Annotated in this window: 29 protein-coding genes; 17 read left to right on the top strand and 12 right to left on the bottom strand. The window is 61.9% G+C overall.

Translation table 11 applies throughout. The annotated features are described in order from the left end of the window. Positions 1-77 precede the first annotated feature (77 nt). From CO671_RS22870 to CO671_RS22895, 6 genes are all read left to right on the top strand, one after another. Positions 78-554, top strand: coding sequence for a hypothetical protein (locus CO671_RS22870; RefSeq protein ID WP_015341932.1), 477 nt, complete (start codon positions 78-80; stop codon positions 552-554). Beyond that, positions 551-1,435 carry a hypothetical protein gene (locus tag CO671_RS22875; protein ID WP_028753476.1) on the top strand — a complete coding sequence of 295 codons (885 nt, stop codon included), beginning with the start codon at positions 551-553 and terminating at the stop codon, positions 1,433-1,435. Before CO671_RS22870 ends, CO671_RS22875 begins: the two co-directional genes overlap by 4 nt. After that, entirely contained in the window at positions 1,435-1,782 is a 348-nt protein-coding gene (locus CO671_RS22880; protein WP_245425019.1) for a hypothetical protein, read from the top strand. The genes CO671_RS22875 and CO671_RS22880 overlap by 1 nt, the downstream gene beginning before the upstream one ends. After that, positions 1,779-2,186, top strand: coding sequence for a hypothetical protein (locus CO671_RS22885; protein WP_097607838.1), 408 nt, complete (start codon positions 1,779-1,781; stop codon positions 2,184-2,186). Before CO671_RS22880 ends, CO671_RS22885 begins: the two co-directional genes overlap by 4 nt. Before the next feature lie 367 nt (positions 2,187-2,553). Continuing rightward, a complete protein-coding gene (locus CO671_RS22890; RefSeq protein WP_097607839.1) occupies positions 2,554-3,141 on the top strand; it encodes a hypothetical protein in 588 nt (195 codons plus the stop codon). A gap of 299 nt (positions 3,142-3,440) precedes the next feature. After that, positions 3,441-4,364: a zincin-like metallopeptidase domain-containing protein gene (locus CO671_RS22895; protein WP_170965034.1), complete on the top strand. Its 924-nt coding sequence runs from the start codon at positions 3,441-3,443 to the stop codon at positions 4,362-4,364. A gap of 7 nt (positions 4,365-4,371) precedes the next feature. On the opposite strand, the gene CO671_RS33830 is transcribed toward CO671_RS22895, so the two are convergent. Continuing rightward, positions 4,372-4,548, bottom strand: a complete 177-nt coding sequence (locus CO671_RS33830) for a hypothetical protein (RefSeq protein ID WP_170965035.1) — start codon at positions 4,546-4,548, stop codon at positions 4,372-4,374. Positions 4,549-4,994: 446 nt separating this feature from the next. On the opposite strand from CO671_RS33830, the gene CO671_RS22905 reads away from it, so the two are divergent. The 4 genes from CO671_RS22905 to CO671_RS33840 all read left to right on the top strand — a co-directional run bounded on the left by CO671_RS22905 (position 4,995) and on the right by CO671_RS33840 (position 7,084). Then, complete coding sequence (locus tag CO671_RS22905; protein ID WP_015341939.1) at positions 4,995-5,303, top strand: DUF736 domain-containing protein; 309 nt, start codon at positions 4,995-4,997, stop codon at positions 5,301-5,303. Between the two features lie 324 nt (positions 5,304-5,627). Then, positions 5,628-5,792 (top strand): hypothetical protein, encoded by a 165-nt coding sequence (locus CO671_RS33835; protein ID WP_170965036.1) that lies wholly within the window; start codon positions 5,628-5,630, stop codon positions 5,790-5,792. Positions 5,793-6,116: 324 nt separating this feature from the next. Then, the gene (locus CO671_RS22915; RefSeq protein ID WP_097607840.1) at positions 6,117-6,608 is read left to right on the top strand and encodes a hypothetical protein; all 492 of its coding nucleotides are present in this window, start codon (positions 6,117-6,119) and stop codon (positions 6,606-6,608) included. 302 nt (positions 6,609-6,910) lie between these two features. After that, complete coding sequence (locus CO671_RS33840; protein WP_170965037.1) at positions 6,911-7,084, top strand: hypothetical protein; 174 nt, start codon at positions 6,911-6,913, stop codon at positions 7,082-7,084. Positions 7,085-7,117: 33 nt separating this feature from the next. Here the strand turns inward: CO671_RS33840 and CO671_RS22920 are convergent, their stop codons facing one another. The 5 genes from CO671_RS22920 to traC form a co-directional block, all read right to left on the bottom strand. After that, on the bottom strand, positions 7,118-7,375 hold the full coding sequence (locus CO671_RS22920) for a WGR domain-containing protein (protein ID WP_097607841.1): 258 nt from the start codon (positions 7,373-7,375) through the stop codon (positions 7,118-7,120). A gap of 202 nt (positions 7,376-7,577) precedes the next feature. Continuing rightward, positions 7,578-8,033, bottom strand: a complete 456-nt coding sequence (locus CO671_RS22925) for a thermonuclease family protein (protein ID WP_245425020.1) — start codon at positions 8,031-8,033, stop codon at positions 7,578-7,580. A gap of 365 nt (positions 8,034-8,398) precedes the next feature. Continuing rightward, positions 8,399-10,372 carry a Ti-type conjugative transfer system protein TraG gene (gene traG / locus CO671_RS22930; protein ID WP_097607843.1) on the bottom strand — a complete coding sequence of 658 codons (1,974 nt, stop codon included), beginning with the start codon at positions 10,370-10,372 and terminating at the stop codon, positions 8,399-8,401. Next, positions 10,365-10,580: a type IV conjugative transfer system coupling protein TraD gene (locus CO671_RS22935; RefSeq protein ID WP_170965038.1), complete on the bottom strand. Its 216-nt coding sequence runs from the start codon at positions 10,578-10,580 to the stop codon at positions 10,365-10,367. The genes traG and CO671_RS22935 overlap by 8 nt, the downstream gene beginning before the upstream one ends. 4 nt (positions 10,581-10,584) lie before the next feature. Then, a complete protein-coding gene (gene traC / locus CO671_RS22940) occupies positions 10,585-10,881 on the bottom strand; it encodes a conjugal transfer protein TraC (RefSeq protein WP_028753561.1) in 297 nt (98 codons plus the stop codon). A 255-nt stretch (positions 10,882-11,136) separates the two neighbouring features. Between traC and traA the strand changes: the two genes are divergently transcribed. The 6 genes from traA (at position 11,137) to CO671_RS22970 (ending at position 18,682) form a co-directional block, all read left to right on the top strand. Next, on the top strand, positions 11,137-14,448 hold the full coding sequence (gene traA / locus CO671_RS22945) for a Ti-type conjugative transfer relaxase TraA (RefSeq protein WP_097607844.1): 3,312 nt from the start codon (positions 11,137-11,139) through the stop codon (positions 14,446-14,448). After that, on the top strand, positions 14,445-15,011 hold the full coding sequence (gene traF, locus CO671_RS22950; RefSeq protein ID WP_097607845.1) for a conjugative transfer signal peptidase TraF: 567 nt from the start codon (positions 14,445-14,447) through the stop codon (positions 15,009-15,011). The genes traA and traF overlap by 4 nt, the downstream gene beginning before the upstream one ends. Then, positions 15,001-16,164: a conjugal transfer protein TraB gene (locus CO671_RS22955; RefSeq protein WP_097607846.1), complete on the top strand. Its 1,164-nt coding sequence runs from the start codon at positions 15,001-15,003 to the stop codon at positions 16,162-16,164. Before traF ends, CO671_RS22955 begins: the two co-directional genes overlap by 11 nt. Before the next feature lie 17 nt (positions 16,165-16,181). Next, a complete protein-coding gene (locus tag CO671_RS22960; RefSeq protein WP_097607847.1) occupies positions 16,182-16,799 on the top strand; it encodes a TraH family protein in 618 nt (205 codons plus the stop codon). Positions 16,800-16,984: 185 nt separating this feature from the next. Next, a complete protein-coding gene (locus CO671_RS22965) occupies positions 16,985-18,178 on the top strand; it encodes an XRE family transcriptional regulator (protein WP_097607848.1) in 1,194 nt (397 codons plus the stop codon). 9 nt (positions 18,179-18,187) lie between these two features. After that, positions 18,188-18,682 carry a DUF4411 family protein gene (locus tag CO671_RS22970; RefSeq protein ID WP_097607849.1) on the top strand — a complete coding sequence of 165 codons (495 nt, stop codon included), beginning with the start codon at positions 18,188-18,190 and terminating at the stop codon, positions 18,680-18,682. 16 nt (positions 18,683-18,698) lie between these two features. Here CO671_RS22970 and CO671_RS22975 read toward each other — a convergent pair whose 3' ends face one another. After that, a complete protein-coding gene (locus CO671_RS22975) occupies positions 18,699-18,917 on the bottom strand; it encodes a helix-turn-helix transcriptional regulator (protein WP_097607850.1) in 219 nt (72 codons plus the stop codon). 184 nt (positions 18,918-19,101) lie between these two features. Here CO671_RS22975 and CO671_RS22980 point away from each other — a divergent pair, with 184 nt between their 5' ends. Then, positions 19,102-19,422, top strand: a complete 321-nt coding sequence (locus CO671_RS22980; protein WP_097607851.1) for a transcriptional repressor TraM — start codon at positions 19,102-19,104, stop codon at positions 19,420-19,422. On the opposite strand, the gene CO671_RS22985 is transcribed toward CO671_RS22980, so the two are convergent. From CO671_RS22985 to CO671_RS23005, 5 genes are all read right to left on the bottom strand, one after another. Further along, a complete protein-coding gene (locus tag CO671_RS22985) occupies positions 19,419-20,171 on the bottom strand; it encodes an autoinducer binding domain-containing protein (protein ID WP_097607852.1) in 753 nt (250 codons plus the stop codon). The two genes, CO671_RS22980 and CO671_RS22985, sit on opposite strands and share 4 nt — an antisense overlap. 274 nt (positions 20,172-20,445) lie before the next feature. After that, the gene (gene trbI / locus CO671_RS22990; RefSeq protein WP_097607853.1) at positions 20,446-21,741 is read right to left on the bottom strand and encodes an IncP-type conjugal transfer protein TrbI; all 1,296 of its coding nucleotides are present in this window, start codon (positions 21,739-21,741) and stop codon (positions 20,446-20,448) included. 17 nt (positions 21,742-21,758) lie between these two features. Continuing rightward, positions 21,759-22,199 (bottom strand): conjugal transfer protein TrbH, encoded by a 441-nt coding sequence (gene trbH / locus CO671_RS22995; protein ID WP_097607854.1) that lies wholly within the window; start codon positions 22,197-22,199, stop codon positions 21,759-21,761. A 3-nt stretch (positions 22,200-22,202) separates the two neighbouring features. After that, a complete protein-coding gene (trbG, locus tag CO671_RS23000) occupies positions 22,203-23,015 on the bottom strand; it encodes a P-type conjugative transfer protein TrbG (protein WP_097607855.1) in 813 nt (270 codons plus the stop codon). Positions 23,016-23,031: 16 nt separating this feature from the next. Further along, a complete protein-coding gene (locus CO671_RS23005; RefSeq protein ID WP_097607856.1) occupies positions 23,032-23,694 on the bottom strand; it encodes a conjugal transfer protein TrbF in 663 nt (220 codons plus the stop codon). Between the last annotated feature and the right edge of the window lie 8 nt (positions 23,695-23,702).

A 23,702-nucleotide genomic window follows, 5' to 3' on the forward strand; every position in this document is an offset into this window, starting at 1 on the left:
GCATGATCCTCCGCCGCCGGCCGCCCCGGCGGCGGTTTCGTTTCCACCACCATCAAAACTCAAAGGAGGATGCGCAAATGTCCGCGTCTCTGATCTATGACCTCGCCCCTGTTGGTTCCATCGTCGCCTGGTCGGATGGCACTCCCCGACCGCCCGAGCGTTTCAGCAAGAAGCTCGCCGCCTGGAAGACCCGGAACAGTCAGGGCCGGCTGGTCCGCAAGGAGGGCGAGCGCAGCCTCGGCGCCACGAGCCTGTCGCCCAATTTTACGCTTCACGAGGGCGATCTCGGCGCAAGTGGCGTGATCGCCATCCGCATCCACCGCACCTTCTCGCTCGAGAGCACGCTGACATTCAAAGTGATCGAGCGGCCGCCGCTCGGATCGGTTCGCGTTTTCGATCGCGCCGGCGCCAATGCCGAGCTCGTGCATCTCGCCGTTGATCGGCACGCGGCCGAGGAATGGCTCACCCAGCACGGCTATCCTCATGCCGTTCTCGACGAGGTGACTGAGGATGAGATTGCTGCCGATCACATGGAAGGGAGGGCTGCGGCATGAACCCGGCACACACGCCCCAAATAGAGGCCTCCACCCCTGAAGATTTAGGGGTGGAATTCGCCAGAGCCGCCGACGACATGGCTGTCGCGCGGATCGGCGATCTCGTCTTCGCAATGGTTCCTGCCGGTGGCGGGCAATATTTGCTCGCCAGTGCATGGCGCGTGTCGCGGCCGCTTGCCGCGCTGAAGCGCGATGATTTCTATTCCCACCATGGCGCGGTCGCCGACGAAGCGGCGTTTCGCGACCGTATGATCGAACAGGCGGAACACAGCCGCGAGTTGGGGTTGCTTTCCCGACAGAGCGTGCGAATGACCTGCAGCACGCCTTGGGGTGCGTCGCAGAGCGCCACCGTCTACGCCGACGGCATCGTCTCCCACACAACGGCTGGCCATGGCGGCTTCCAACTCTCCTCTGCTCGCAACGCCAGGGTCCATCCGATGCTGAGGGCAGACGGCGGCTGGTACGAGGAGGATGCCGCGTGGGCGGTCGTCGCCCTGACCTTTCCGGACCTGTTCACGGCCTACGAACGCAAGTGCTCGGACAAGACGATCCGCGACAGTTGGCCGGATGTCTGGGAGGCGATCTCCGGTCGCCCCCTTGCACCCGGCGAGTGCTACGAGAAGGATGCCCGAGCCTTCGCGCGGCAGCACGCTGGCGACTGGATCGTCATCTCGGCGCTACGGTCAGACCATAACGCCGGCATGACCGAGGTGATCGCCACGATCGGCGGCAAGCGCGGCGAGCGCGTGAAAGAGCGTCGCTTCCTGGTGCCGAGCGATGAGTATGCAATCGGCCGCTTCGGCTTTGTCATCGATGAGGCGAGGCATGCCGTCTATGACGGACCCTCCAGCTTCGCCGGTTGGCGTGGGAGGGCGTCGTAATGGCCAGTTCCGAACGACAGGCCGGCTCGCTTGCCAGAATGGAAGCGGCGCGGCGAAAGACACAGCACCAGCTCGCTCTCATCGAGCGGCAGATTACGCGCCGCATGACAGCGCTCATTCCGCAGCTTGGCCGACGTCAGGCTGGCTTTCGCCGGGGCAAGCCGCCGGAGCCGGGCGCCTTCCTCGAACGCTACCGCGCGAACCTGGCAGCTCTGACGGCCGAGCGCCAGCCCGAGCTCGACGCGCTTACCCGAAAACTTGCCCGGCAGGACGCGGCAATCACGGCATTTCGGGTGCGAGTAGAATCCGATCCACCCGTCGCAACCGCCCGGAGAGCGTCGCCATGAGCACGATCGGAGAACTGGAGCGAAAAGCCGGTATCGGCACATCGCCAGCCGAGAGAACCGCATTCTGGCGCCAGTTCCATCACCTCGAGGGCGAAGCCTGCGTCAACGCGGGGGTTGCGGAACTCAGGCGCCTGATCGCGGCCAGGGAAGCAGTGTCCGAGGCCTCGCCAAAGACGCGCGTTGCCCGTTTTCGCCGCGAAGTATTGCCGCCGCTCACGGCCGAGCAGCAAGCAGCGCTTCAGGCCTACGCCGTCAGGCATGGCCGCCGCTGGAAATCGATCCTCAGCAACGCCTGGATGGGCGGTCCGCCGCATGATGATGGCGGCGTGTTGCGCGGTCTTCGCAACTCGCACGGTCCGACCTGGCTGCAATCCTACCGGTTGCCCAAGCCGCACGAGCGGTAGGCGAGCATTCAGGCCCGGCATGTGGGGAAGACGGAGTTTGCGGGGGAGCCTCTCGTTTCCTTTCGAGGACGTCGTCTTCCTCTCCACCGGATTGCCCTTCGGTTTTGCTGCGGTCTGAACCGGCGGCCGTGCGCTTCAAGGCCGCTGTCGCGCCGCGGTGCGGCCGGACCCCGCCGTCCTTCTCGGAACAGGCTCGCGTGCTCTGTCGAGGGCAGCTTGCCCCTCTTCGCACGCAAACCGGCTCCGCTCGTCCAGGTGGGGCCGGACCCTGAAGCGCCCGTCTTTCCGCCGGTTCGGGCTGACCGCACCGAAGGGCAAGCCGGCATGGGGCCGCAGCCGCTTCGGACGACCTCGAAAGGAAACGACCATGGCCAAGCCCGCATCCTCTCCTCGCCAATCCCCACGCGTCGTGCAACTGCGCAAGGGCGCTACCATCGAAATGGTCAGGCTTACCTGCCCCGACGCCAGCCAGGCGCTGAAGATCGCCGAGAGTTTCGGGACCGCCGTCATCGACAGCGACGGCATCCGCGACCTGCATGAGCGCCTGATCATCGAAACCGCCGATGGGCTCGCGGATGGGCTTGGCGACAAGGCCATGCAGATCCACCTGCAGCGGATCGTCGGCGCCTATGTCGGTTCTGCCCATGGCGCCGGCCAGTTCTACAGCCGCGCCGTCACCGAGGCGCGCGATGCCACGGCCAAGGCCGCCAACGATGCCCGTGACGAGGACCTCGACGGCCCCGTCGGCTATGACAGCGCCGCCCAGCGCAAGCGGGAGTTTGCCGCCGACATGGGCATACAGGCCCATTCGCTCAGAATGGCAGCCGAAGGCGCCGTCGCTGCCTATGCCCAAGTCATCGGCGAGACCTGGAAGCCTTTCGACCGGCCGGTCGAGCAGCCGGGCACGTCGCTCAGCCGCAAGGCCGCCGAAGCGCAAATCTCAGCCTTCGACTAGATAGCTCGAGCGGGGCTCCGCCCCGCTTTTCAGTCGACACAAGAACGGCCGGTTCCATGGCGGGACCGGCCTTTTTCGTGCGCGGAGGCGGAAACGAGCAAAATGAAATGAAGCCGATGGCACGCCCGCCGCGGCCCGTTCCGCTCGTCGGGTCTGCAGGAGCCGCCGGCGGACGCAACGGCCTTGCCGTCCTCCACTTCGTTGCGGCCGTTCCGGTGCATCCGCCGGCTGACCTACTCCTGCCCTTGCCCCTCCGCAACGGGCCGCGACAGGCGCGGCCTCGAAACGGAGGTTTGGATATGAACAGGACAGAAAATCAGCGGGGCGATCTCTACAGCCGCATCACCCACAAGATCATCGGAGATCTTGCGAAGGGCGTGCGGCCCTGGATGAAACCATGGAATGCGGCGAACCCGGCAGGTCGCATTACCCGGCCGTTGCGTTACAATGGGCAACCCTATACTGGCGTCAACGTGCTGCTTTTATGGTCGGAGGGCATCGCGCGAGGTTATACGTCATCCACATGGATGACGTTCAAGCAGTCCCTCGAACTGGGCGCCGCGGTCCGCAAAGGCGAGACCGGCACGGCCGTCGTCTTCGCCAGCCGGTTCACCAAATCCGAAGCAGACGGAAACGGCGGCGAGGTCGAGCGGGAAATCCCCTTCCTGAAGGCGTACACTGTGTTCAACGTCGAACAGATCGACGGACTTCCCGAGCAGTATCATCACCGGCCAGGCCCGGTTCCGGATCCGGTCAAGCGCATCGAGCATGTCGATCGGTTCTTCCGCAACACCGGTGCCTCTGTTCGCCATGGCGGCAACCAGGCCTTCTTCTCGCCGGCCGCCGATCTCATTCATATGCCGCTGTTCGAGAGCTTCAAGGACGCTGCTAGCTACTATGCAACCTTGAGTCACGAGGTTACCCATTGGACTGCGCCGGACCACCGTGTCGGTCGCGACCTCAGCCGCTACGCCAAAGACAAGAGCGAGCGTGCGCGCGAGGAATTGATTGCCGAGCTCGGCAGTTGCTTCCTTTGTGCCGACCTTGGAATTGTTCCCGAACTCGAGCCCCGACCCGATCACGCCTCTTACCTCGACTCCTGGCTTAAGGTCCTGACCGACGACAGACGGGCGATCTTCCAGGCGGCAGCGCATGCGCAACGGGCTGTGACGTTCCTGCATTCGCTGCAGCCCGACGCAGCCGACGAGCTCCTTGCTGCATGAAGACCTGTCAGCGCCGGTCGTTGGTCTCGCCAGCGACCGGCAACTCTCGGCCGTCGGTCGCGGCGGGCGTGTCATGATCAGCCGCAAGGTCCAGTTTGCCCCAGATCGAGGTTTTCCGGTCGATCGGCTTGAGCTTCCGGGACGGCTTGATTTCGACGATAAACGGCTTTGTCTGCTGACGCATAAATCCTCCAGGCGACGAATCGCAAGGCGCGACGATAGCGCGGAGGATGGGCAATGCAACGCCCTACGCTTGGTGGTTCAGCGAGGTTTGGGTCTGGCAAGTGGACAGGAAAAGCGGAGCGATCGTTGTAGCGGTCGTACGGGCAGTTGTGGATCGGCTGCCATTGCCATATCCCTTCGACCACTGCACCAGGCCACGACCTTCGCGGGCTCGATGAGGCATGTCTGATCGAAGACCGGCTTCGCCTCGATCGTCTTCCCGCAACGGCCTTGCGAAACTTTCTTCCCCTGAGCGCGATGCGCTCATTCCTCGCGAAGCAACAAAGTTTCTCCAGGCCGCCCTCCATTTCATTTCGGCCCTCCGGGTGCGGACCGATCGTCCCCGATCGTTGCGACAGCCATCGAGGCCGCGATGGGCGCGGCCCGAAACAGCAAAGGAATACGACAATGGCAACCATCGGCACCTTCACCACCTCCGAAACCGGCTTCAACGGCTCGATCCGCACACTCGCCCTCAACGTCAAGGCCCGCATCGCCCGCATCGAAAACCCCTCCGACAAGGGCCCGCACTTCCGCATCTACGCAGGCAATGTCGAGCTGGGTGCGGCCTGGCAGAAGCGCTCCGAGCAGGACCGCGACTACCTCTCGGTCAAGCTCGACGATCCGAGCTTCCCCGCCCCGATCTACGCAACGCTCACCGAAGTCGAAGGCGAGGACGGCTACCAGCTGATCTGGTCCCGCCCCAACCGGGACTGAGGTCCGGACAGGCCCCGCCGGAAGGCGGGGCCGAACCCCGCGACAGAGACAAGCCTGCGGCAGGCATGGAGCCTGCCGCAGGCTTTTTTGGTGCGATACGGAGAGGGACTATTGTCTGCTCAGATCGGGCTATCGTGCCGGGAGAAAATGCCGGCGTCAAAGGACACGCGGTTCCCCCAATTTTGCCTCCGCTCCGGTTCCCTCCGCTCTAACAAAATCGGCTCCCCCACGCGCCGGCTCCGCCGGTCGCTGCCGCGCTCCTTGACCCCGTCATCTCCTCCCGCCGCGCGGTCTCGTCTTTCACGAACTCAAGGAGATGAGACGATGACAATCGAACAGCACATCGAAGAACTGCGGGCCGAACTGAAGAACGTCTGCGATGCCGCCGAGCGCCGCCAGATCGAGGCCGAGCTTGAACTCGCCCAGGCTGATCTGGCCGTGACGCTTGCCGAACAGGATGGTGCGATTGGGGCCGAGCCGCCTTTTTGAGGCGGCTCTTTCTGCCGCACGTGGAGCCGGTGCGCCGGATTGACCGGCTTCCCGGCTGTCAGGGGCTTCACCCCTCGACACTCCCGCCGGCTCACGCCGGATACGGTCGCGGCCCCTCCGGGTCCGCGGGTCTCTTCTCTCTCTGACGTCCCATTTTACTCCAGCAAATCCGGCGTCAAGAACGGCGCGGTCTCCCCCAATTTTTCCGTCGCTGCGCTTCCCGAAAAATCGGCTCCCCCGCTTGCAAGTCGCGTTCCGCGCTCCTTGACCCCTCTTTGCCACGGAGTGGCCGATCTCCGCCATCAAGATGAAGGAGATCACATCATGACCACGGATCAGAACCTTATGCTCCACACCAAGCTTTCCGGTTTCCGGCTCGTCGTGCTTGCAAACCGCTTCGGCTGCGATACCGCGTTTTCACGAGCGCTTCATGACCGCCTGATGGAAGAGCTCGATGCGGCTCACGCTCGCGTCCGAACCATCATGGCATTGGAGCGGACTGTTCTTGCCGGCGAGGACGACTATGCCGCCTATCGGCTCGCAGGCGAGTACGAGATATTCGAGCGTTTCACCACCAACTTGCTGGATGAGCTCGAGATCGATTTCGACACGCACGAATACCGCATCAACGGTGGCGATTGGACCAATGCTTTGTCGGCGGATTGCGACGGCGTCGAAATCGATTATCCAAGACTGGTCGCGCTGAGCGAGACCGAACTGGGTTCCTTGGCAGCGATCGTCAGGGATATCCGCCAGGAAACAGGCATCGTCATTCATGCGGCGCGTGTCGCCTACGCGAGATGCGATAGCTCCTGATGGGGCTCTTGCGATTTTCGAGGACGGCGAGATCGTTGGCGAGCTTTCGATCGCAGCGAGCGTGACCAGTTCAACGTCTCCTGGTCGACAAGCTGTCATCTCTCATCGGGGATATTGCAGCCCGTCCGTCCGGCCGCAACCTGGCGCCGCCGGAATTTTCCCCACCGCATTCTGCGGCTCCTCGCGCATCAAAATTCAGGCGCCGCCAGGTCCTCCACATTCGTTTCGGCCTTGCGAGGTGCAACCCTCCTCCCGGTCTGCTGTCGATCCCCGCAATGACGCAATCGACAAGGAGATCCATCATGCAACAGCTCGCTCGATTCCTCGCCGCCACCGGCCGCCGGCTCCGCGCCCTCGGCAAGGTGATCAGCCACTTCTTCCGAAAGGGCAAGCTCGCACTGAAGCTCGCGATCAAGATCCCCTTCTTCGTTGAGATCGAGGTGTCGTTCGAGACCGATTGGAACCGCCGCCGATGAGGCACCCTCACGGCCCGCTTCGGCGGGCCGTTCTCATCTCGCCGTGGAGGCGCGCGGACGATATCCGCGCTTGCGCTTTTGTCGGAGCAGGTCGAGAAACAGGTCTACGGCTTCCTCTTCCCGTCCGAAATGATGAACCATCATCTGGCCTTTGGCGCCAATTCGACCCCACTTCCTCAGCAGGCAGACATCGCCGAACAGGTTCGGCTCGATTGACAAGGCATAATAGCGCGCCATGTTCTTCGCTACATCGGTGCGTTCGACATAAAGATGGTAGGGCTGCGCGATCATGAGGGTAGAATCGCCGATCCCGGGAATCACGTCCAACGACACTTATGAATCGGTCGGCTCTGATCGATTCACGGCGGTGATGATAAGCGAGGGGACGAGACAGGCTTGGGCGAGACGCCTTCGGCGTACGGCTCTACTCGCTCACGCTCCCCGAACCCGCCGGGCGGTCTAGGCCATCCGGTAACGATCCTCTCGCGGGTCCTCAGCCGCACCATCCGTGTCTGGCGCCGTCCCAGGGCCTGGCGAGGCCTTCGTCGACGAGAGTGTCTCCGAGCGAGTGTCCTGACCGCAAGACGGCCCGGAGCTTGCGGCCATACTTGTCCTCGTCGCGCCAGCCGGCCGCCAGTGAGAAGTTGCCGGCATTGAGCAGCGCTAGCAGGCGTGCTTTCGCGGCCTCGCCCTTCATGCGTTCCGCTTCGCAGCGCGGCGGGCTGAGTTCCGGTGTGTCGATATCCGCGATGCGGATTTTCTCGCCCTCGAACCAGAACGTGTCCCCATCGACGACGCAGTTCATGCGCGCGCTCTCGCCGCAATACGCAAACGCAGCCGCCAATCTATCCGTCGGTGTTGTGGCAAAAGCGAGCACACCAGAGAGATCGCCGCCGCCGATGGCAAACCAGCCTCCAGCAGCAATCATGATGGCTGAGATCAACGCCATCAGCGATGTGCGCGGACCTTTCTGTCCGGACCGGGGTGACTTTCCCCGCAGGCGATATCGATCATTCCTACTGCCGGACTTCCGCGGCCTTCTGAACGGTACCACATTCGATTTCGCCACTTACCCGTCCTCTTCTGTTTGCCTCAAGCTATCTCGGACCTGGTTTCATCTGCCTTTACGGCCCGAGCTGAAGTCGGGCCGGTTAGCGGAGTGCGGGAGCGGGGCGCAGTCGGTCCCGCCTCCCCCTTTTGGGCCACTATGTTGAGGCTCCTGCGGCTGCGCTGCTTCCCGCTCCCCGCACGACGAGAATTCCCGAAATCCCACCCGGTGGGTGGCCGCTATGCTGATTTCTCCGATACTCTTCATCATCCTCGATCGGCCTTGCTCGTTGCACTGCGCGCCGGCTCGATCGGATTTGCTTCGGGCCTGTCTTTGAGCTGCTGAAACTTGTTCGTCCCGACGCACCTCTTCATATCCTCACGCCGGAACCAGATGGCGCGTCCGCATCTCAGCGGCGCGTTCCCGGCCGTGAAGACGATCTGCTCATCGGCACGCATGCGCAGCACCTCATGCGGTTGGATCAGAGGTCTGGCGGCGAGTTGCTTCGATCGGGTACGAGAGGATCCCTTCGCCTGGGAACTGCGGCTGACCTGGTCGATCTCGACCGTCGTCATGCCGCAACGGCGCGAGATGTACTCGGCGGTTTCGGGATCGTTGATTGCGGCAAAGGAGATCCAGCTCGCGCTTTCGAACCATTTGCTTGCCGCGTCGCGGCCGCCATAGGTCTCGCGCATCTGCCCGATCGACTGGTAGATCATGAGGAGCGTGATGCCGTATTTGCGCCCGGCGTCGCGGGCTGTCTCAAGGATGCGCATGTAGCCGAGGCGCGCGACCTCATCGAGGAGAAAGAGCGCCCTGCCCTCCATTTGCCCATTGCGGTTATAAATCGCGTTCAGGAACGAGCCGATGATGACGCGCGCCAGGCCCGAATGCGTCTCCAGTGTCTTGAGGTCGACGTTGATGAAGATGTCGGTCTTTCCCTCTCCGAGATCCTGCGTCGTAAAGGTCGAGCCCGAGACCAGGGCGGCGTAGTTCGGATAGGACAGCCAATGTGTTTCCTTGACCGCGTTGGCGTAGACGCCGGAGAAGGTCTCGGGCGTCATGTTGACGAACGCCGCGACATTCTCCTTCACGAAGTCTGAATCCGAATTGTCGTAGATCGACTGCAGCCGCTCACGCAGTTTCGGCTCCGGCTCGGAGAGGTTCTTGCGCACCTGCCGAAGCGTCTGGTCGTTCTCCGGCGTGTGGCCGGAGAGACAAACATCGGCAATCAGCGCTGTCAGCAGCTGCAAAGCCGAGGCGCGGAAGAAGTCGTCGCGGACGCCGCGCGCAGCGCCGCTATCGCTCATGATCCATGACGCGACCGAGGCGATATCCTCCTCCTTCGTCCCGCCGAACTGGCCGATCCAGTCGAGCGCGTTGAAGCCAATCTCCGAGCGCTTCGGATCGAGGACAAAGACATCTCGGTCGGCGTCGCCACGATGCTTCGACACCATCGGAGCGACCTCGTTCGAGGGATCGAGGACGACGAGCGCCCCGCCCCATTTTAGCGCGGTTGGGATCGTGACCGATGTCGTCTTGAAGCCGCCTGAGCCGGCGAAGACAATTCCGTGCGACGAGCCGAACGAGCCGTTGAAGCAAAGCAGCGGTGACTTCCCGCCTGCTCCCCACGTCTCGGCGCTGTCGGCGCGAAACGCGTGTGCCGCGACGCTGTCCCTATCGACCCGGTAGCGCTCGCCGATGACGATGCCGCCATCCGCTGCAAACAGCTTTTCGGCTTGCGACAGCTTCATCCAGTCGGCCTCGCCGTGTAGAGCCCGCTTACCGTAAATGCGTTTCGGCTCCGACTTGGCAAAGGCAGCATTGCCAGCGACCGCAACCCGTAGACCGAACAGCCCCGACATCAGCACGGCGGCCGCGCCGATCGTGGTTGCGGGATCGAGATAGTTCAGGATCGACTTGCCGGCCAGCACCTCGCCCCGGAACGCCGAGAGCCGTATCGCCTCACGCAGGATCGCAACGACGAGCGTGGCGATCGCGCCCGTGAATACACCCCAACCTACTGACCTGATCCTTGCTGAGCCGGCCACCGCAAACAGGCAGACGATGCCGACGAGGGCGGCGACGACATAGGGCAGAGCGATGCCCGCCCGGCCGAGCATCTTTTTTGCGGCATCGCTCTTGCCGAAGGCGGCCAACCAGTGTTCGACCCCCGCCATGCCGACTGCCGTCAGCATCATCAATGCGCAAGGTGCAACGTATAGAAGGATTCTATTCATCGCTCTCTCCGAACGCCGCAGCACCAATCGCAGTGAGGCGAACGCGCTCCTGCTGGTCTTGCTTCAGGCGGCCGGCGGCATCGATGAGAAGCCCGAGCAGCAGCGCCCGCTTCTCGTAGCGAAACCCGGCCTTGACGATGAGGCCGCCAAGCTCGATCTTTTCCCGCGTGTCCTTCTTGCGGGCGTCGGAAGTCGCCGTGCGCGCCATCCGCTCAAGCCTCAGCAGTCCCGCCCGCAGTCGCGCCAGCCGCGTCCTGCGTGGACGATGCGCTGCTTTCGCCGGCGCTACCCACCTTCTTCCCTCCGGTTGCAGCGACCTTTCCTCCGCGAAACCGCTTCGCCAGGTCCTCGAAGGCTGCCTGCAGCGTTGTCTCATCGACTTCGATCTCGCCGAGACCTGCCTTGAGCGCGATCCGGCCGATGCGCTCAGCCTCCCGGGTCTCGGCCGCCTTGAGTTGCTCTTGGAGCTTGGCGATTTCGTCGCGGATTTTCGAGGATGGCTTCTTCATGTGCTGATGACTCCTGGGTGAGAAAGCTTTGTCTTGCGAGGCCAGTCTTCCCGATCGACTCGCGGAACGCACTAGGCGGATCATGCAATCGCCAGCGGCGATGCTTTGGTGAATGATCCCGGCCGTTCCGAAGGAGCGGATCCGAAGGGCGCAATTATACGTCGCTGCCGCGACGCCCTGCTTTTAGGCCCTGGCGGGGCCTGCCGCTCCCGACGAACCCGTTGATATTGTTCGCAACCGGGAAAGAACTCCGCCGTGGCCGTCCCCCATTTCTCCGTCAGCGTCGTCGCCCGCGGCTCCGGCCGCAGCGCGGTGCTGTCGGCGGCCTACCGGCACTGCTCCAAGATGGAGTATGAGCGCGAGGCGCGGACGATCGACTACACCCGCAAGCAGGGTTTGCTCCACGAAGAGTTCGTCATCCCCGCCGATGCGCCGGAATGGCTGCGCGCGATGATTGCGGATCGATCGGTGGCCGGCGCCTCGGAAGCGTTCTGGAACAAGGTCGAAGATTTCGAGAAACGCTCCGACGCCCAGCTCGCCAAGGATGTGACGATCGCCTTGCCGATCGAGTTGACGCCCGAGCAGAACATTGCGCTGGTGCGGGATTTCGTCGAGCAGCACATCACGGCGAAGGGCATGGTCGCGGACTGGGTCTATCACGACGCACCGGGCAATCCGCATGTCCATCTCATGACGACGTTGCGGCCACTGACTGCGGACGGGTTTGGCGCTAAGAAGGTCCCGGTAACGGGGCCAGACGGCAATTCGATCCGCAACGATGCCGGCAAGATCGTCTATGAGCTCTGGGCCGGAAGCATCGACGATTTCAACCTGTTTCGGGACGGATGGTTTGCCTGCCAGAACCGGCACCTGGCCCTTGCGGGTCTCGACATCCGCGTCGATGGCCGCTCCTTCGAGAAGCAGGGAATTGACCTGGAACCGACCATCCATCTCGGCGTCGGCACGAAGGCGATCGAACGAAAATCCGATGGTGCGTCCGAGCCGGTCGAGCTCGAGCGTCTCGAACTGCAGGAGGCGAGGCGGAGCGAAAACGTCAGGCGGATCGACAGGAATCCTGAGCTCGTGCTTGCCCTGATCATGCGGGAGAAGAGCGTCTTTGACGAACGGGACGTGGCTAAAATCCTGCACCGTTACGTCGACGACGCGGTGCTGTTCCAAAGCCTGATGGTGAGGATCTTGCTCTGCCCCGAAACCTTCCGCATCGAGCGCGAGCGGATCGACCTTGCCAGCGGCATCCGAGTGCCGGCCAAATACACTACGCGCGACATGATCCGGCTCGAAGCCGAGATGGCCAATCGCGCCGTCTGGCTGTCTCAGCGATCGTCGCATGGCGTTCGCGAGGCAGTGCTGGCGGCGACATTCGAGCGCCATGAGCGTCTTTCGGATGAGCAGAAAACGGCGATCGAGCATGTGGCGGGACCTGAGCGGATCGCGGCCGTGATCGGCCGAGCCGGCGCCGGCAAGACGACGATGATGAAGGCCGCACGCGAGGCCTGGGAAGCTGCGGGTTATCGGGTCGTCGGCGGCGCACTTGCCGGCAAGGCGGCCGAGGGCCTGGAGAAGGAAGCGGGCATCATCTCGCGCACGCATGCTTCGTGGGAGCTGCGCTGGAACCAAGGGCGGGATCAACTCGATAGCAAGACGGTTTTCGTTCTCGACGAGGCCGGCATGGTGTCATCTCGGCAGATGGCGCTGTTCGTCGAAGCGGTGACGAAGGCCGGCGCCAAGCTCGTTCTCGTCGGCGATCCCGAGCAGCTTCAACCGATCGAGGCCGGTGCTGCCTTCCGCGCCATTGCCGATCGCATCGGCTATGCCGAACTCGAAACCATCTATCGCCAGCGCCAGCAATGGATGCGTGACGCCTCGCTTGATCTTGCACGCGGCAAGGTCGGCAAGGCGGTCGACGCCTATCGCGCCAATGGCAGGGTCATCGGGTCGGATCTCAAAGCCGACGCGGTCGACAACCTCATCGCTGCCTGGGACCGCGATTACGATCCGGCGAAGACGTCGCTCATCCTCGCTCATCTGCGCCGGGACGTGCACATGCTCAACCAGATGGCGCGCATCAAACTCATCGAACGCGGGGTTCTCGATCAGGGAACCATGTTCAAGACCGCCGACGGCGAACGCAACTTCGCCGTCGGTGACCAGATCGTGTTCCTAAGGAACGAGGGATCACTGGGCGTCAAGAACGGCATGCTGGCCAAGGTCGTGGAGGTTGGAGCGGGACGCATCACCGCGCGGATCGGCGATGGGGAGAATGCCCGCCTGGTGCTGGTCGAACAGCGCTTCTACAACAACCTCGATCATGGCTATGCCACGACGATCCACAAGAGCCAGGGTGCGACCGTCGACCAGGTCAAGGTGCTGGCCTCCCTTTCGCTCGACCGCCACCTCACCTATGTCGCCATGACCCGTCATCGCGAGGATCTGGCCGTCTACTACGGCCGCAGATCCTTCGCGAGGAACGGCGGGCTTATCCCGATCCTGTCGCGAAGGAATGCGAAGGAAACGACGCTCGATTACGAGAAGAGCGCCTTCTACCGACAAGCGCTTCGGTTTTCAGAAGCCCGCGGTCTCAATCTCGTCAATGTCGCCCGCACCCTGGTTCGCGACCGGCTGGAATGGGTCGTCAGCCAGAAGCAAAAACTTGCCAATCTCGGTCTCCGCCTTGCGGCCATCGCCGGCAAGCTCGGGCTTGTCCGCGGCGCCGCGCAGGCCCCAACCCAAAACAACACCAAGGAGGAAAAGCCGATGGTATCGGGCATCACAACCTTCGTCAAATCGGTTGACCAGGCGATCGAGGACAAGGTCGCCGCCGATCCAGGATTGAAGAAGCAATGGGAGGAGGTCTCGACCCGCTTCCACCGCGTCTATGCCCAGCCGGAAAGCGCGTTCAAGGCAGTCAATGTCGATGCGATGCTGAAGGACGAGAGCGTCGCAAAATCCACGTTGGCGACGATCGGATCGAAGCCCGAACACTTCGGCGCGCTGAAGGGCAAGACCGGGATCCTCGCCAGCCACGCCGACAGACAGGAGCGAGAAAAGGCGCAAACGAATGCGCCGGCGCTGGCCCGCAACCTTGAGCGCTATCTGCGCCAGCGGGCGGAGGCGGAACGGAAGTTCGAGGTCGAAGAACGCGCTGTCCGTCTGAAGGTCTCGATCGATATTCCCGCGCTGTCGCAAAGTGCCAAGCAGACCCTCGAGCGCGTTCGCGATGCGATCGACCGCAACGACCTGCCCGCCGGCCTCGAATATGCGCTCGCCGACAAAATGGTGAAGGCGGAACTGGAGGGTTTCGCCAAGGCGGTATCGGAGCGGTTCGGCGAGCGAACGTTCCTGTCGCTTGCTGCAAAGGACCCCAATGGACAGACCTTCAATGCCGTCACGTCGGGAATGACGGCTGGACAGAAGGCCGAGGTGCAATCGGCGTGGAATATGATGCGGACGGTGCAGCAGCTCGCCGCGCATGAGCGCACGACCGAGGCGCTGAAACATGCGGAGACAATGCGTCATACGAAGAGCCAGGGGCTCTCGCTCAAATGAAAACATCCGTGTTTGCGTTCGGCACGCGAAGCGCTCAAAGGACCTTTGCTGTCGTGCTCTTGGCCCTGGCGATATCTGTCATTGGCGGCGGAGTTGCTGCCGCAATCGTCGGCGGTTTCCGCATTAACCTGACACCGAGCGAACCCCTCGGCCTCTGGCGTATCGCGGCGCTCGATCGCCCGGCAGCTCGTGGGGATCTCGTTTTCATTTGCCCTCCGCAAACGGTGGCGATGGTGCAGGCGAGAGAGCGTGGTTATCTCCGGTCAGGAACCTGCCCAGGCGGCGTTGCGCCGCTCATCAAGACGGTCGTCGCCGTTGCCGGGCAGCATGTGGAAATCGGCGCCGGCGTGATGATCGATGGGCGTCCGATCGCGTCTTCCGACCTGATCGCGCAAGACGGTAAGGGTCGGCCGATGAAGCCCTTTCCCGGCGGGATCGTGCCTGACGAAAGCGTCTTTCTCCATTCACCGCTCAGGGGCTCGTATGACTCCCGCTATTTCGGCCCCCTGCCCGCCTCAGGGATCCTCGGCCTGGCGCAACCGGTGCTCACCTATGCGCCGTGAGCACCTCCAGCCAGGCGCATTGATCGCCGTTTCAATCGTCACCGGTGCGGTGGGATGGAGTGGCCACGTCCTGCTTCTTCCGGTCGCGTTCACGTTTCCGGTTCTCTGGGGGCTGGCGCGAACGAGACTGACCGCCGCGTTTGTCTCTGCCGGCTATTTCCTCGCTGCGTCACGCGGTCTGCCACAGGGTGTTGCCACCTTCTATTCCTCGGACTTCTGGCCGGGACTACTGCTTTGGCTTTGTGCGTCCACCGGCTTCGTCATCGTGCACACCGTCCTCTGGACGAAGAGGAAGGGTATTCGTCCGTGTCACTATCTCCTGGCAGGCTTACTCATGGCCATTCCGCCATTCGGCATCCCCGGCTGGGCTCATCCGATCACGGCCGCGGGCGTGTTGTTTCCAGGATGGGGATGGTGGGGACTGGCGGCAGCGACAGCCAGCCTCATGGGCCTCGTAACCCGCATGTGGCCAGCTGTCGCGATCGTCCTGGCAGGCTTTTGGATTTGGTCCGCCGCAACCTGGGACGACCCGACGCTACCCGAAGGTTGGCAGGGGGTCGACCTCGAAATGGGCGCATCGCTAGGCCGGGACACCAGCATCCAGCGTCACCGTGATCTGATTGCCACGGTGACGGCTCGGGCATCGGGCGGCGCCCGCACGATTGTGCTTCCGGAAAGCTCTCTGGGCTTCTGGACGCCGACCGTCGAACGGCTCTGGGTAAAAGCACTGCAGGGCACTGACGCCATCGTCATCGCCGGCGCGGCAGTTGTCGATGCGGGCGGATACGACAACGTTCTGATCGCCATCTCCGGCGACGGGTCTCGGCTGCTTTATCGCGAGCGTATGCCGGTCCCAGGCTCGATGTGGCAACCTTGGCGTCCCTTCGTAGATCAGAGCGGCGGCGCGCGGGCCCACTTCTTCGCCAACCCGGTCGTGACCGTTGCCGACAGTCGGGGCGCCCCGCTGATCTGCTACGAGCAGCTGATCGTCTGGCCGGTCCTGCACTCCATGCTTGAGGATCCTGATCTCATCGTCGCAGTCGGCAACGGCTGGTGGACGCAAGGGACATCCATCGTCGCCATTCAGCGCGCCAGCGCCAAAGCCTGGGCGCGGCTCTTTGCCAAGCCAATTATTTTTTCCTTCAACACCTGATTGCCAAAGGAGACGTCATGCTCGACGCGGCCCTCATTCAGAAATGCGCCGACCCCTCGCTGAAGCCCGCGATCGTCGAACAGTTTGTGGCAGCTGCAGGTTCGAACGATCCAATGGCCGTCACCGTCAAATCCGGCGGCCGATTGATTCTCGTTCCAAAGGCGGCGTCCCCTGACGAGGCGATGGCGATCATCCGGCAGTATGTCGGACAGGCGGTGGTTCGCGTTGGCCTGACGCAGTTTCCGGCGGGCGTCGGGATCAAGGATGTCTCCGATCTGAAGCCCGACCTGCTCGACAGTTGCGAAAACCTTCGCAAGGGGACGGCGATGTTCGCGAAAGTGTTGCGCATCGTCGCCAAATGGTATGGCAATCCTAGGAGCGATGAGGTTTTCCCGCAAATATTCGAGGACGCTGTCTATGCCTGGAAGACGGGGGAATTCGAGGGCGTGAGCGTTTTCCAGGCGCCCGATCCAGGGGGCTCAGTCGTCAATCAGCGTGAGCCGATCGACAGCGGGGGAACTGATGACGCAGCAGACGACGCTTCCCCGCCGACCGACGCCGAACCTCAAGATGAGAGACAAGTTGGCGCAGCGGGGATGCGGATTGATCTTTCGCGTATTGGTGGGCAAAAGTAGCTGCCCGGCTTCGTCCAGGATGATCAGGCGCGATCGATGCCTGGCGTTGCAGATCTATCGAAGGCGAGCCGGCGACCGGGAAAAACGCTTCATGCTCGCGCACGGCTCTGCCCTTCCTATATCTTTCCTAACGATTGCATGATCATATCAAAGGGCGTATCGCCTGCTTCGAACAGAGGAAAACGGTGCCTAAGGTCAATCCATCGATCCTGCGTTGGGCTCGCGAAACCGCGGGGCTTACTCTCGAGGATGCCGCTGAAAAAGTCGGTCTTGGCGAGGCTCGCGGCGTAGCGGGCAGCGATCGCCTGGCCATGCTCGAGGCGGGGGAAAGCGAGCCGACACGGCCGATGCTTTTGAAAATGGCCGCGCAATATCGCCGGCCCCTTTTGACGTTCTATTTGGCAGAGCCACCGGGTGTGGCCGCGCGCGGCGAGGATTTTCGGACCCTGCCGGCTGAGTTCGCGAAGCGCGATGCGGCATTGGTCGACACGTTGCTGCGTGAAGTGCGCGCGCGGCAGGAAATGGTTCGAGCCGCGCTCGAAGCCGAGGACGAGGCAACCCCGCTTGATTTCGTCGGGTCGTTTGATCAAAGCCTGGGCGCCGAGGCATTGGCGACGGCCATCCGGACGCGCCTTGTGTTCGAATTAAAGACGTACCGGCATGGAAGCGGCCGCGGAACGCCCAAGGGTTTCGCCTATCTTCGCGAGCGGGCCGAGGCGGCCGGCATTTTCGTGCTCCTTATCGGCAACCTTGGCAGTCATCACAGCACCCTGAATGTCGAACTCTTCAGGGGCTTCGCCTTCGCCGATCCCGTCGCGCCTTTCGTCGTGATCAACGATCAGGACAGCGAGCAGGCGTGGTCATTCACGCTTCTGCACGAGCTTGCCCATATCTGGCTCGGTCGGACCGGTGTCAGCGGGGGACGGCCGGCAAGCGCGATCGAGACGTTCTGCAATGATGTTGCCGGGCGCATCCTGCTGCCCACGGCGGAAATCGCGCAGGAGCCTTCGCTCGTTGGGGCGTCGCAGGAACAGGTGATAGCGCGGATTTCCGCAATCGCGGATGCTCGGCAGGTCAGCCACTCCATGGTGGCCTACAAGCTCTATCGCGAAGGCATCATCGACCAGGAAACATGGTCAGCGGTCACCACGCTATTCCGCCAGCAGTGGCTGAGGAACCGAGCCACGCAACGCGATCGTGCCAGGGAAAACGAGGGCGGTCCAAGTTACTATACGGTCAAACGCCATAAGCTCGGCAATCGGCTCGTCGAACTCTCCAGGCGAATGCTGGCGGAGGGCGCCTTGTCGCCTTCGAAGGCCGCCGCGATCCTCGGTGTTAAAGCCAGCAACGTCTATTCCCTTACCGATAGCGCGGCGTAAGGAGAAGCCGTGCATCTCCTCGACGCAAACGTTCTGATAACCGCCCATAATCTGTACTACCCGATCGGCCGGTTTCCGGAATTCTGGGATTGGTTGGTCCATATGGGCGAGGCCGGCGAGATCAAAGTTCCCGTGGAGATCCTCGAAGAAATCACCGAGGGTTCGGAAATCGGTCGCTGGCTGAGCGAAGCTGACAACTACAGTGTTCTGCGGCTGGACGAAGATGTCGACCCGGCCTTGGTGCAAGCTGTTATCGAGAAATACGCTCCCGATCTGAACGACGCGGAAGTCATCGAGATCGGGCGGGATCCGTTCCTGATCGCCTATGCGATGGCGCTGCCCGCCAATCGAATCGTGGTGACGGTTGAGGCTTCGAAGCCAAGCGCAAAGCGCGCAAATCGCCGCATCCCCGATGTCTGCAAGGATCTCGGTGTCAAGTGGTGCAACAGCTTCGAAATGATGACGGCCCTGAACTTCACGACGGCTTGGCGATCCCAAATCTGACTTTCGCGTGGTAATGTCAGCCCGGATTTGTCTCCGTCAGGAATTCTCTTGGATCGACAGCCAGTGCTTTGGAAATCTGGCCAAGGACCGTGAGCGTTGCAGACATCTCTGCACGCTCAATGGCACCGATATGGCGCGCACTCAGGCCTGTGCGATGGGCCAATTCTTCCTGCGTCAGTTTCTGGCCATGGCGGATACGACGCAGATTCCTCGCCATGACCTCGTTGAGATCCATGACATCAGCGGAACCAGAATCGGAACTATTGTTCTAGGAACTATAGTTCCGATTCGACAAAGCCTGTGATATTGCCGGTGGTCGGATGTTTACTCTTCCAAGAGGATCGTCTGACATAGGAGCCAAGAGGCGTGCGCGAATACGGCGCAGTCGTGCCAATCCATCGATCTGGGAAGGAAAAGAAATGCAAGATGTGGGTTCCTCGCAAGCCGGAGGAGACCAGAGGAAACCTCGATACGATTTGATGGACAAGGCGGAATTGGAGACGCTGACAGTGGCCGCCATTCGCGAACATCGCCGTCTCCTTGCCGCCGACCAGGCTGTCTACGAAGAGTGGATACGCGCAAGCGAGGATCCTACAATCGCGAGCTCGGTTCTGGAGTCCCTTCAGGAGGAGCATTTTGCGCGTCAGAATAGGGCCGCAGCTCAGCAGGATGAGCTTTCCGATATGCTCGACGCACTCGGCTTCGTGCCGGAAGTACCGGTCGATGACGATGTCAGCTAGCTGGGAGGCAGCAAACCCCGATCCTTGGCGATCGCCACAAGATGCGGAACCGACTCGGCGCCGAGCTTGCCACGCGCCTTATCGAGATGGTGCTGCACAGTCCGGAAAGCGATGCCGACCAAATTGGCGGTTGTAAGCGTACTCTTTCCTTTTGCCGCCCAGATCAAGCAGTCCATTTCACGCGGCGACAGCGCCTGCTTTGGATTGAGCGTGGTCTTGCCGCCGATCATCTTCAAGCGATAATGGATCATCATCACCAATTGCACCGCCTTTTTCGGGTCAAAAGCGACCGGCAGTTCCACATTCCTTTCGGAGGATGCGAAGGTCAGCATCATCGATGTTCCGTAGCTGCCTTCCACGGGAATGGTCATGCCACAACGGATTCCGTGCTCGATCGATTCATTGCGAAACTTTCTGAGCTCAGTTGAGCCGCGCGGTCTCCAATCGTCCGCCGTCCAGAAGAAGATATCGCCTTTTCGTTTTGCCTGCGTCACCACGGGATCGATATTGGAGTAATCGGCCGAGAGATAGGTGCGTTCCCATGGCTTTGGGTAGGTGTTGAAGGTCTTGATCTGGGCGCCTTCCTTTTGAAGATAGGCAAACCGCTCGTAGCCGCAGGCCTCTGCGAAGCGCTTCATGGCACCTTTGATCGTAAGCTCGTCCTGCGCAGCTTCCAACATGTCGACGAGCGAGCGAAATTCTCCATCCACCAGCGTTTCTCCTGTCTTATCGACCTGTAGGTCGGTCATGATCTGGCACGTCGAGACACTCGATCGAGCCTCGCCGCCCGGCGGCCAAGCCATAGCCATAATCAGCCACAGGCATCTCGACGCAACCCACGGTGCCCGCGTAGCGCGGAGCAATACCTCTAGCCGTGCAGGTCTAGCACTACCTGCGATAAGACAAGTTTCAAGTCCCCTTGAACTAAAAAGATGACAAAGACAGGAAAGTTATTGCGGGATTGCAATGTTGCACCGGCATGCGCGGCATGCCAGCGGCTGAAATAGCGTCGGACGATGTTCGTCAGTTTCTGCTGTAGGTCGACGGAAATATAATATCCTGGTCGACCAGCACATTGAACTTGTAGCCGGGGCGGATCTGGATGGTCGGCTGCACATTCAGGTTCTTCGAGATGGTCTGCTCGGCGACCCTGCCAAACGATTCCGCGAAGTTGCGGCGGGTCGCATCCGATGCGGTCTCCTGCGTCGCGAGCGTCGAGCTTTGCGGCATCGACATGTCGATCCCGGTTCCGATCAGCGCGATGAGTGCCGCAGAACTCCATGTGCGCCAAAGATGGCGATCGACCTTGTCCTTGAAGCCGCCATAGCCTTCGGCATCCGTGCCGGCCATGCCGCCGATTTGCAGCGTCGCCCCGTTCGGGAAAATGAGGTCGGTCCATACGACAAGGACACGTTCCTGGCCGAAAGAGACCTTGGAATCATAGCGGCCGAACAGTTTTGCCCCCTGCGGGATCAGAAGCCGGTAACCGGTGGCGCTGTCATAGACGTTCTGACTGACCTGCGCGGTGATCCGTCCGGGCAGGTCGGAGTTGAGACCCGTGATCAAGGTGGCGGGAATGACTGAGCCGCGCTTGAGCTCATAGGCTGACATCTGCGGCACGACCCGGTTCGGCAAATAGCCAAGGTCCTTGATGTCCTGGTTGAAGAAATCTTCCTTTGATGTCTGAGCGTTTGGATCGACATTCTGCCCCAGCAGACCGGACTTCATGGCAGCGGCGTAAAGGTCCGAGGCGCTATTGGCAGTCATCGCCTGCCGGTCGGTCTCTCTGGAGGTGTTGGCAGCCTTGTCGACGTCCGAAATATCCACCTTCAACGGTGAGTCCAAGGCCGTCGCCCGTGCCTGCAGCCGGGCCATGCGCTGTCGTTGCGCTTCACGGATATACTGTTCATCCTGCTCGCGTTTCAGGCGCGCTTTCCATTCCGCTTCTGATTCCAGTCTCGGGCGCCGCTCCTCTCGCTGGATGGGCGTGCGGTCGACGACGGCGGTTTCCTTCGTGACCTTCTGTTCGACGGCGGGCGTCGGTTGGAAGACTTCGCGTTGTTCCGGATCGCCGATGATGCCGTCGGTGACACCACGCTTGAGCTGGTCGCCGAAGTTCGTTGCGGGAGCGTCCGAGGCGCTGTCGAGATCGTTGTTCCGATTGAAAGGAAGCCCGCGCCAAGACAAGCCGATGACAACGACGCCGACGAACAGCGCGACGATGATGATGGCCAGGATGATCGGCAGCCGGTTCAGACGGCGCATGCCCTTCTGATCGTCGGCCTGGCTGGAGGTGCCCAGTTGCAGAGATTGGACCATGCTATGCTCGCCTCCCCTCAATTGCGCTGCATGATCGACAGTGGGCTTGCCGCGGTGGCCCCGGCTGCCGTTGCCGTATAGGCGCGGCCAAGCGCGATGGATGGCGTTGACAGCCTTGCAAGCACCTGGCCGTCGACGCCGTCGATCGAATAGGCGAGTTCCACGGGTTTGATGTCCTTGCCAACCTTGCCATCGGTTACGACCGTATAACCCCAACCCTTCAGCGCAGCCTCGAGCGCTGTTGCAAAGTCTGATGAGTCCTTCTCCATCTTGATGGTCGTCGTGCCCGCGGGAGCGATCTGCTCGGCAAGCCGGCTTGCCATGTCGCCGGCAATTGCACTTGCGGCCGGACCTGTGAGAGTGGTTGGGGTTGTACCGGTGGTCAGTCCGTCCTCGGCGGTCTGGCAGCCGGAAAGAACGGCGGCGGCGATGAAGACAGTGATGAGAGGCTTGCGCATGGTTCAGCCGCCCCGCCGGATGGTGATCTTCTGCTGGCGCCAGCCGACCCCGGAGACGAGGATTGCTTTGTCGACCGCGTAGTCGACGATCATCATCTCGTTCTTCATCCGATAATTGACGATGCGGTTCTGGCCACCGCTGACGACGAAAAGAACCGGCGCATCCTGGCTCGAAACTGATTTCGCGAACTGGATGTAGGTCTTGGTGCCATCCGAATAGACCCGCTTCGGCTTCCAGGGCGCTCTCCCGCTGATGGAGTAGGAGAAGTTCAACTTGTCGGGCGCGGTTCCGGGAATGCCGCCGGTCTCCAGCCGGGAGTTGATGTCGGCAAGCTTGGTCGAGACGTCCTCGGGGTATTCGAAGCCGACGCGGGCCATGTACTGGCTCGGATGCGATTTGAGCTGGATGTGATAGGTGCGTCGCGAGGTCGTGACCACCATGGAAGTGACGAGGCCCGCCTCCGATGGCTTGACGATCAGGTGGATCGCCTGGCCGCCGGTGGCGCCGGAGGTCGCGGGCTCCACCTTCCAACGCACGGTATCGCCAACCAGAACATCGCGAACGATCTCGCCGCCTTGTAATTCGATATCGCAGACCTGCAGCGGCGAGCAGACGACCGACGGCTGCGTCTCGCCGAAGAGGAAGATGACCTTGCCATCCGGACCGGTCGTGACCAGGCCGGGCGTGCCGCGCCATTTTCTTGAAATGTTCGTACCCTTCATCTCATTCGCCGACATGCTCTGCGCTTGAGCGCTGATCGCAAAGACGAGTCCGGCCAGGCAGCCGGCGGCCGCGATCAATCCTGTTCTGTGCATGTGAAATCCCCTGCCCTTAAAGCTGTGCCGTCCAGTCGAAATCCCGGACATAGAGGCCGATTGGATTGAGGCGGATGGTCGCCTCGTCCTGCGGTGCCGTCAGCGTCACCGTTGCGATCCCGCGAAACCGACGCGTGCCGATTTCCTTGCCCTTGCGGTCCCGTTCATATTCGGTCCAGTCGATCTGATAGGTCTGGTTCGAGAGCGCCACGATATTGTTGACCTCGATAGCAACCGTCGAAGCCTTCGCCTTTTCGAACGGCGAGTTACCGCGGAACCAGGCGTTGATCTTCTCGGTCGAGGGATCCGATGTTCGAAGGAGCGCGTAGGTTCGATCGATATACTGCTTCTGCACCACGGCGTCCGGCGTGATCGAACGGAAGCTGGTGACGAAGTTTCCGAGCGTCGCGCGGACCACCCGAACATCGGCATATTCGATCTGTTGAGGATAGCCTGATGTCACCGCGGTCCCGAGTTTGTCGACCTCGACGATATAGGGAACCAGCTTGACCTGGGTGCTCAGATACATCGCATATGCGAAGCCGATCACGGCCATGGTCAGGCCGAGTATGCCGACGGTGCGCCAAGCGGCGGCGGACTGCACATAGGAACCGTATCGCTCGTTCCATTCCTGGCGCGCGGCAAGATAGGGGTTTTCGGGGGCGCGGTTCGCTGCCATCGATCGAT

This window comes from Rhizobium sp. M10 (genome assembly GCF_002531955.1).
Classification (GTDB): Bacteria; Pseudomonadota; Alphaproteobacteria; order Rhizobiales; family Rhizobiaceae; genus Rhizobium; species Rhizobium etli_C.

Excerpts from the sequence above, each read along its gene's own strand:
- CO671_RS22870 (WP_015341932.1), top strand. The coding sequence starts at position 78 with ATGTCCGCGTCTCTGATCTATGACCTCGCCCCTGTTGGTTCCATCGTC.
- CO671_RS22875 (WP_028753476.1), top strand. The coding sequence starts at position 551 with ATGAACCCGGCACACACGCCCCAAATAGAGGCCTCCACCCCTGAAGAT.
- CO671_RS22880 (WP_245425019.1), top strand. The coding sequence starts at position 1,435 with ATGGCCAGTTCCGAACGACAGGCCGGCTCGCTTGCCAGAATGGAAGCG.
- CO671_RS22885 (WP_097607838.1), top strand. The coding sequence starts at position 1,779 with ATGAGCACGATCGGAGAACTGGAGCGAAAAGCCGGTATCGGCACATCG.
- CO671_RS22890 (WP_097607839.1), top strand. The coding sequence starts at position 2,554 with ATGGCCAAGCCCGCATCCTCTCCTCGCCAATCCCCACGCGTCGTGCAA.
- CO671_RS22895 (WP_170965034.1), top strand. The coding sequence starts at position 3,441 with ATGAACAGGACAGAAAATCAGCGGGGCGATCTCTACAGCCGCATCACC.
- CO671_RS33830 (WP_170965035.1), bottom strand. The coding sequence starts at position 4,548 with ATGCGTCAGCAGACAAAGCCGTTTATCGTCGAAATCAAGCCGTCCCGG.
- CO671_RS22905 (WP_015341939.1), top strand. The coding sequence starts at position 4,995 with ATGGCAACCATCGGCACCTTCACCACCTCCGAAACCGGCTTCAACGGC.
- CO671_RS33835 (WP_170965036.1), top strand. The coding sequence starts at position 5,628 with ATGACAATCGAACAGCACATCGAAGAACTGCGGGCCGAACTGAAGAAC.
- CO671_RS22915 (WP_097607840.1), top strand. The coding sequence starts at position 6,117 with ATGACCACGGATCAGAACCTTATGCTCCACACCAAGCTTTCCGGTTTC.
- CO671_RS33840 (WP_170965037.1), top strand. The coding sequence starts at position 6,911 with ATGCAACAGCTCGCTCGATTCCTCGCCGCCACCGGCCGCCGGCTCCGC.
- CO671_RS22920 (WP_097607841.1), bottom strand. The coding sequence starts at position 7,375 with ATGATCGCGCAGCCCTACCATCTTTATGTCGAACGCACCGATGTAGCG.
- CO671_RS22925 (WP_245425020.1), bottom strand. The coding sequence starts at position 8,033 with ATGGCGTTGATCTCAGCCATCATGATTGCTGCTGGAGGCTGGTTTGCC.
- traG (WP_097607843.1), bottom strand. The coding sequence starts at position 10,372 with ATGAATAGAATCCTTCTATACGTTGCACCTTGCGCATTGATGATGCTG.
- CO671_RS22935 (WP_170965038.1), bottom strand. The coding sequence starts at position 10,580 with ATGGCGCGCACGGCGACTTCCGACGCCCGCAAGAAGGACACGCGGGAA.
- traC (WP_028753561.1), bottom strand. The coding sequence starts at position 10,881 with ATGAAGAAGCCATCCTCGAAAATCCGCGACGAAATCGCCAAGCTCCAA.
- traF (WP_097607845.1), top strand. The coding sequence starts at position 14,445 with ATGAAAACATCCGTGTTTGCGTTCGGCACGCGAAGCGCTCAAAGGACC.
- CO671_RS22955 (WP_097607846.1), top strand. The coding sequence starts at position 15,001 with ATGCGCCGTGAGCACCTCCAGCCAGGCGCATTGATCGCCGTTTCAATC.
- CO671_RS22960 (WP_097607847.1), top strand. The coding sequence starts at position 16,182 with ATGCTCGACGCGGCCCTCATTCAGAAATGCGCCGACCCCTCGCTGAAG.
- CO671_RS22975 (WP_097607850.1), bottom strand. The coding sequence starts at position 18,917 with ATGGATCTCAACGAGGTCATGGCGAGGAATCTGCGTCGTATCCGCCAT.
- CO671_RS22980 (WP_097607851.1), top strand. The coding sequence starts at position 19,102 with ATGCAAGATGTGGGTTCCTCGCAAGCCGGAGGAGACCAGAGGAAACCT.
- CO671_RS22985 (WP_097607852.1), bottom strand. The coding sequence starts at position 20,171 with ATGACCGACCTACAGGTCGATAAGACAGGAGAAACGCTGGTGGATGGA.
- trbI (WP_097607853.1), bottom strand. The coding sequence starts at position 21,741 with ATGGTCCAATCTCTGCAACTGGGCACCTCCAGCCAGGCCGACGATCAG.
- trbH (WP_097607854.1), bottom strand. The coding sequence starts at position 22,199 with ATGCGCAAGCCTCTCATCACTGTCTTCATCGCCGCCGCCGTTCTTTCC.
- trbG (WP_097607855.1), bottom strand. The coding sequence starts at position 23,015 with ATGCACAGAACAGGATTGATCGCGGCCGCCGGCTGCCTGGCCGGACTC.
- CO671_RS23005 (WP_097607856.1), bottom strand. The coding sequence starts at position 23,694 with ATGGCAGCGAACCGCGCCCCCGAAAACCCCTATCTTGCCGCGCGCCAG.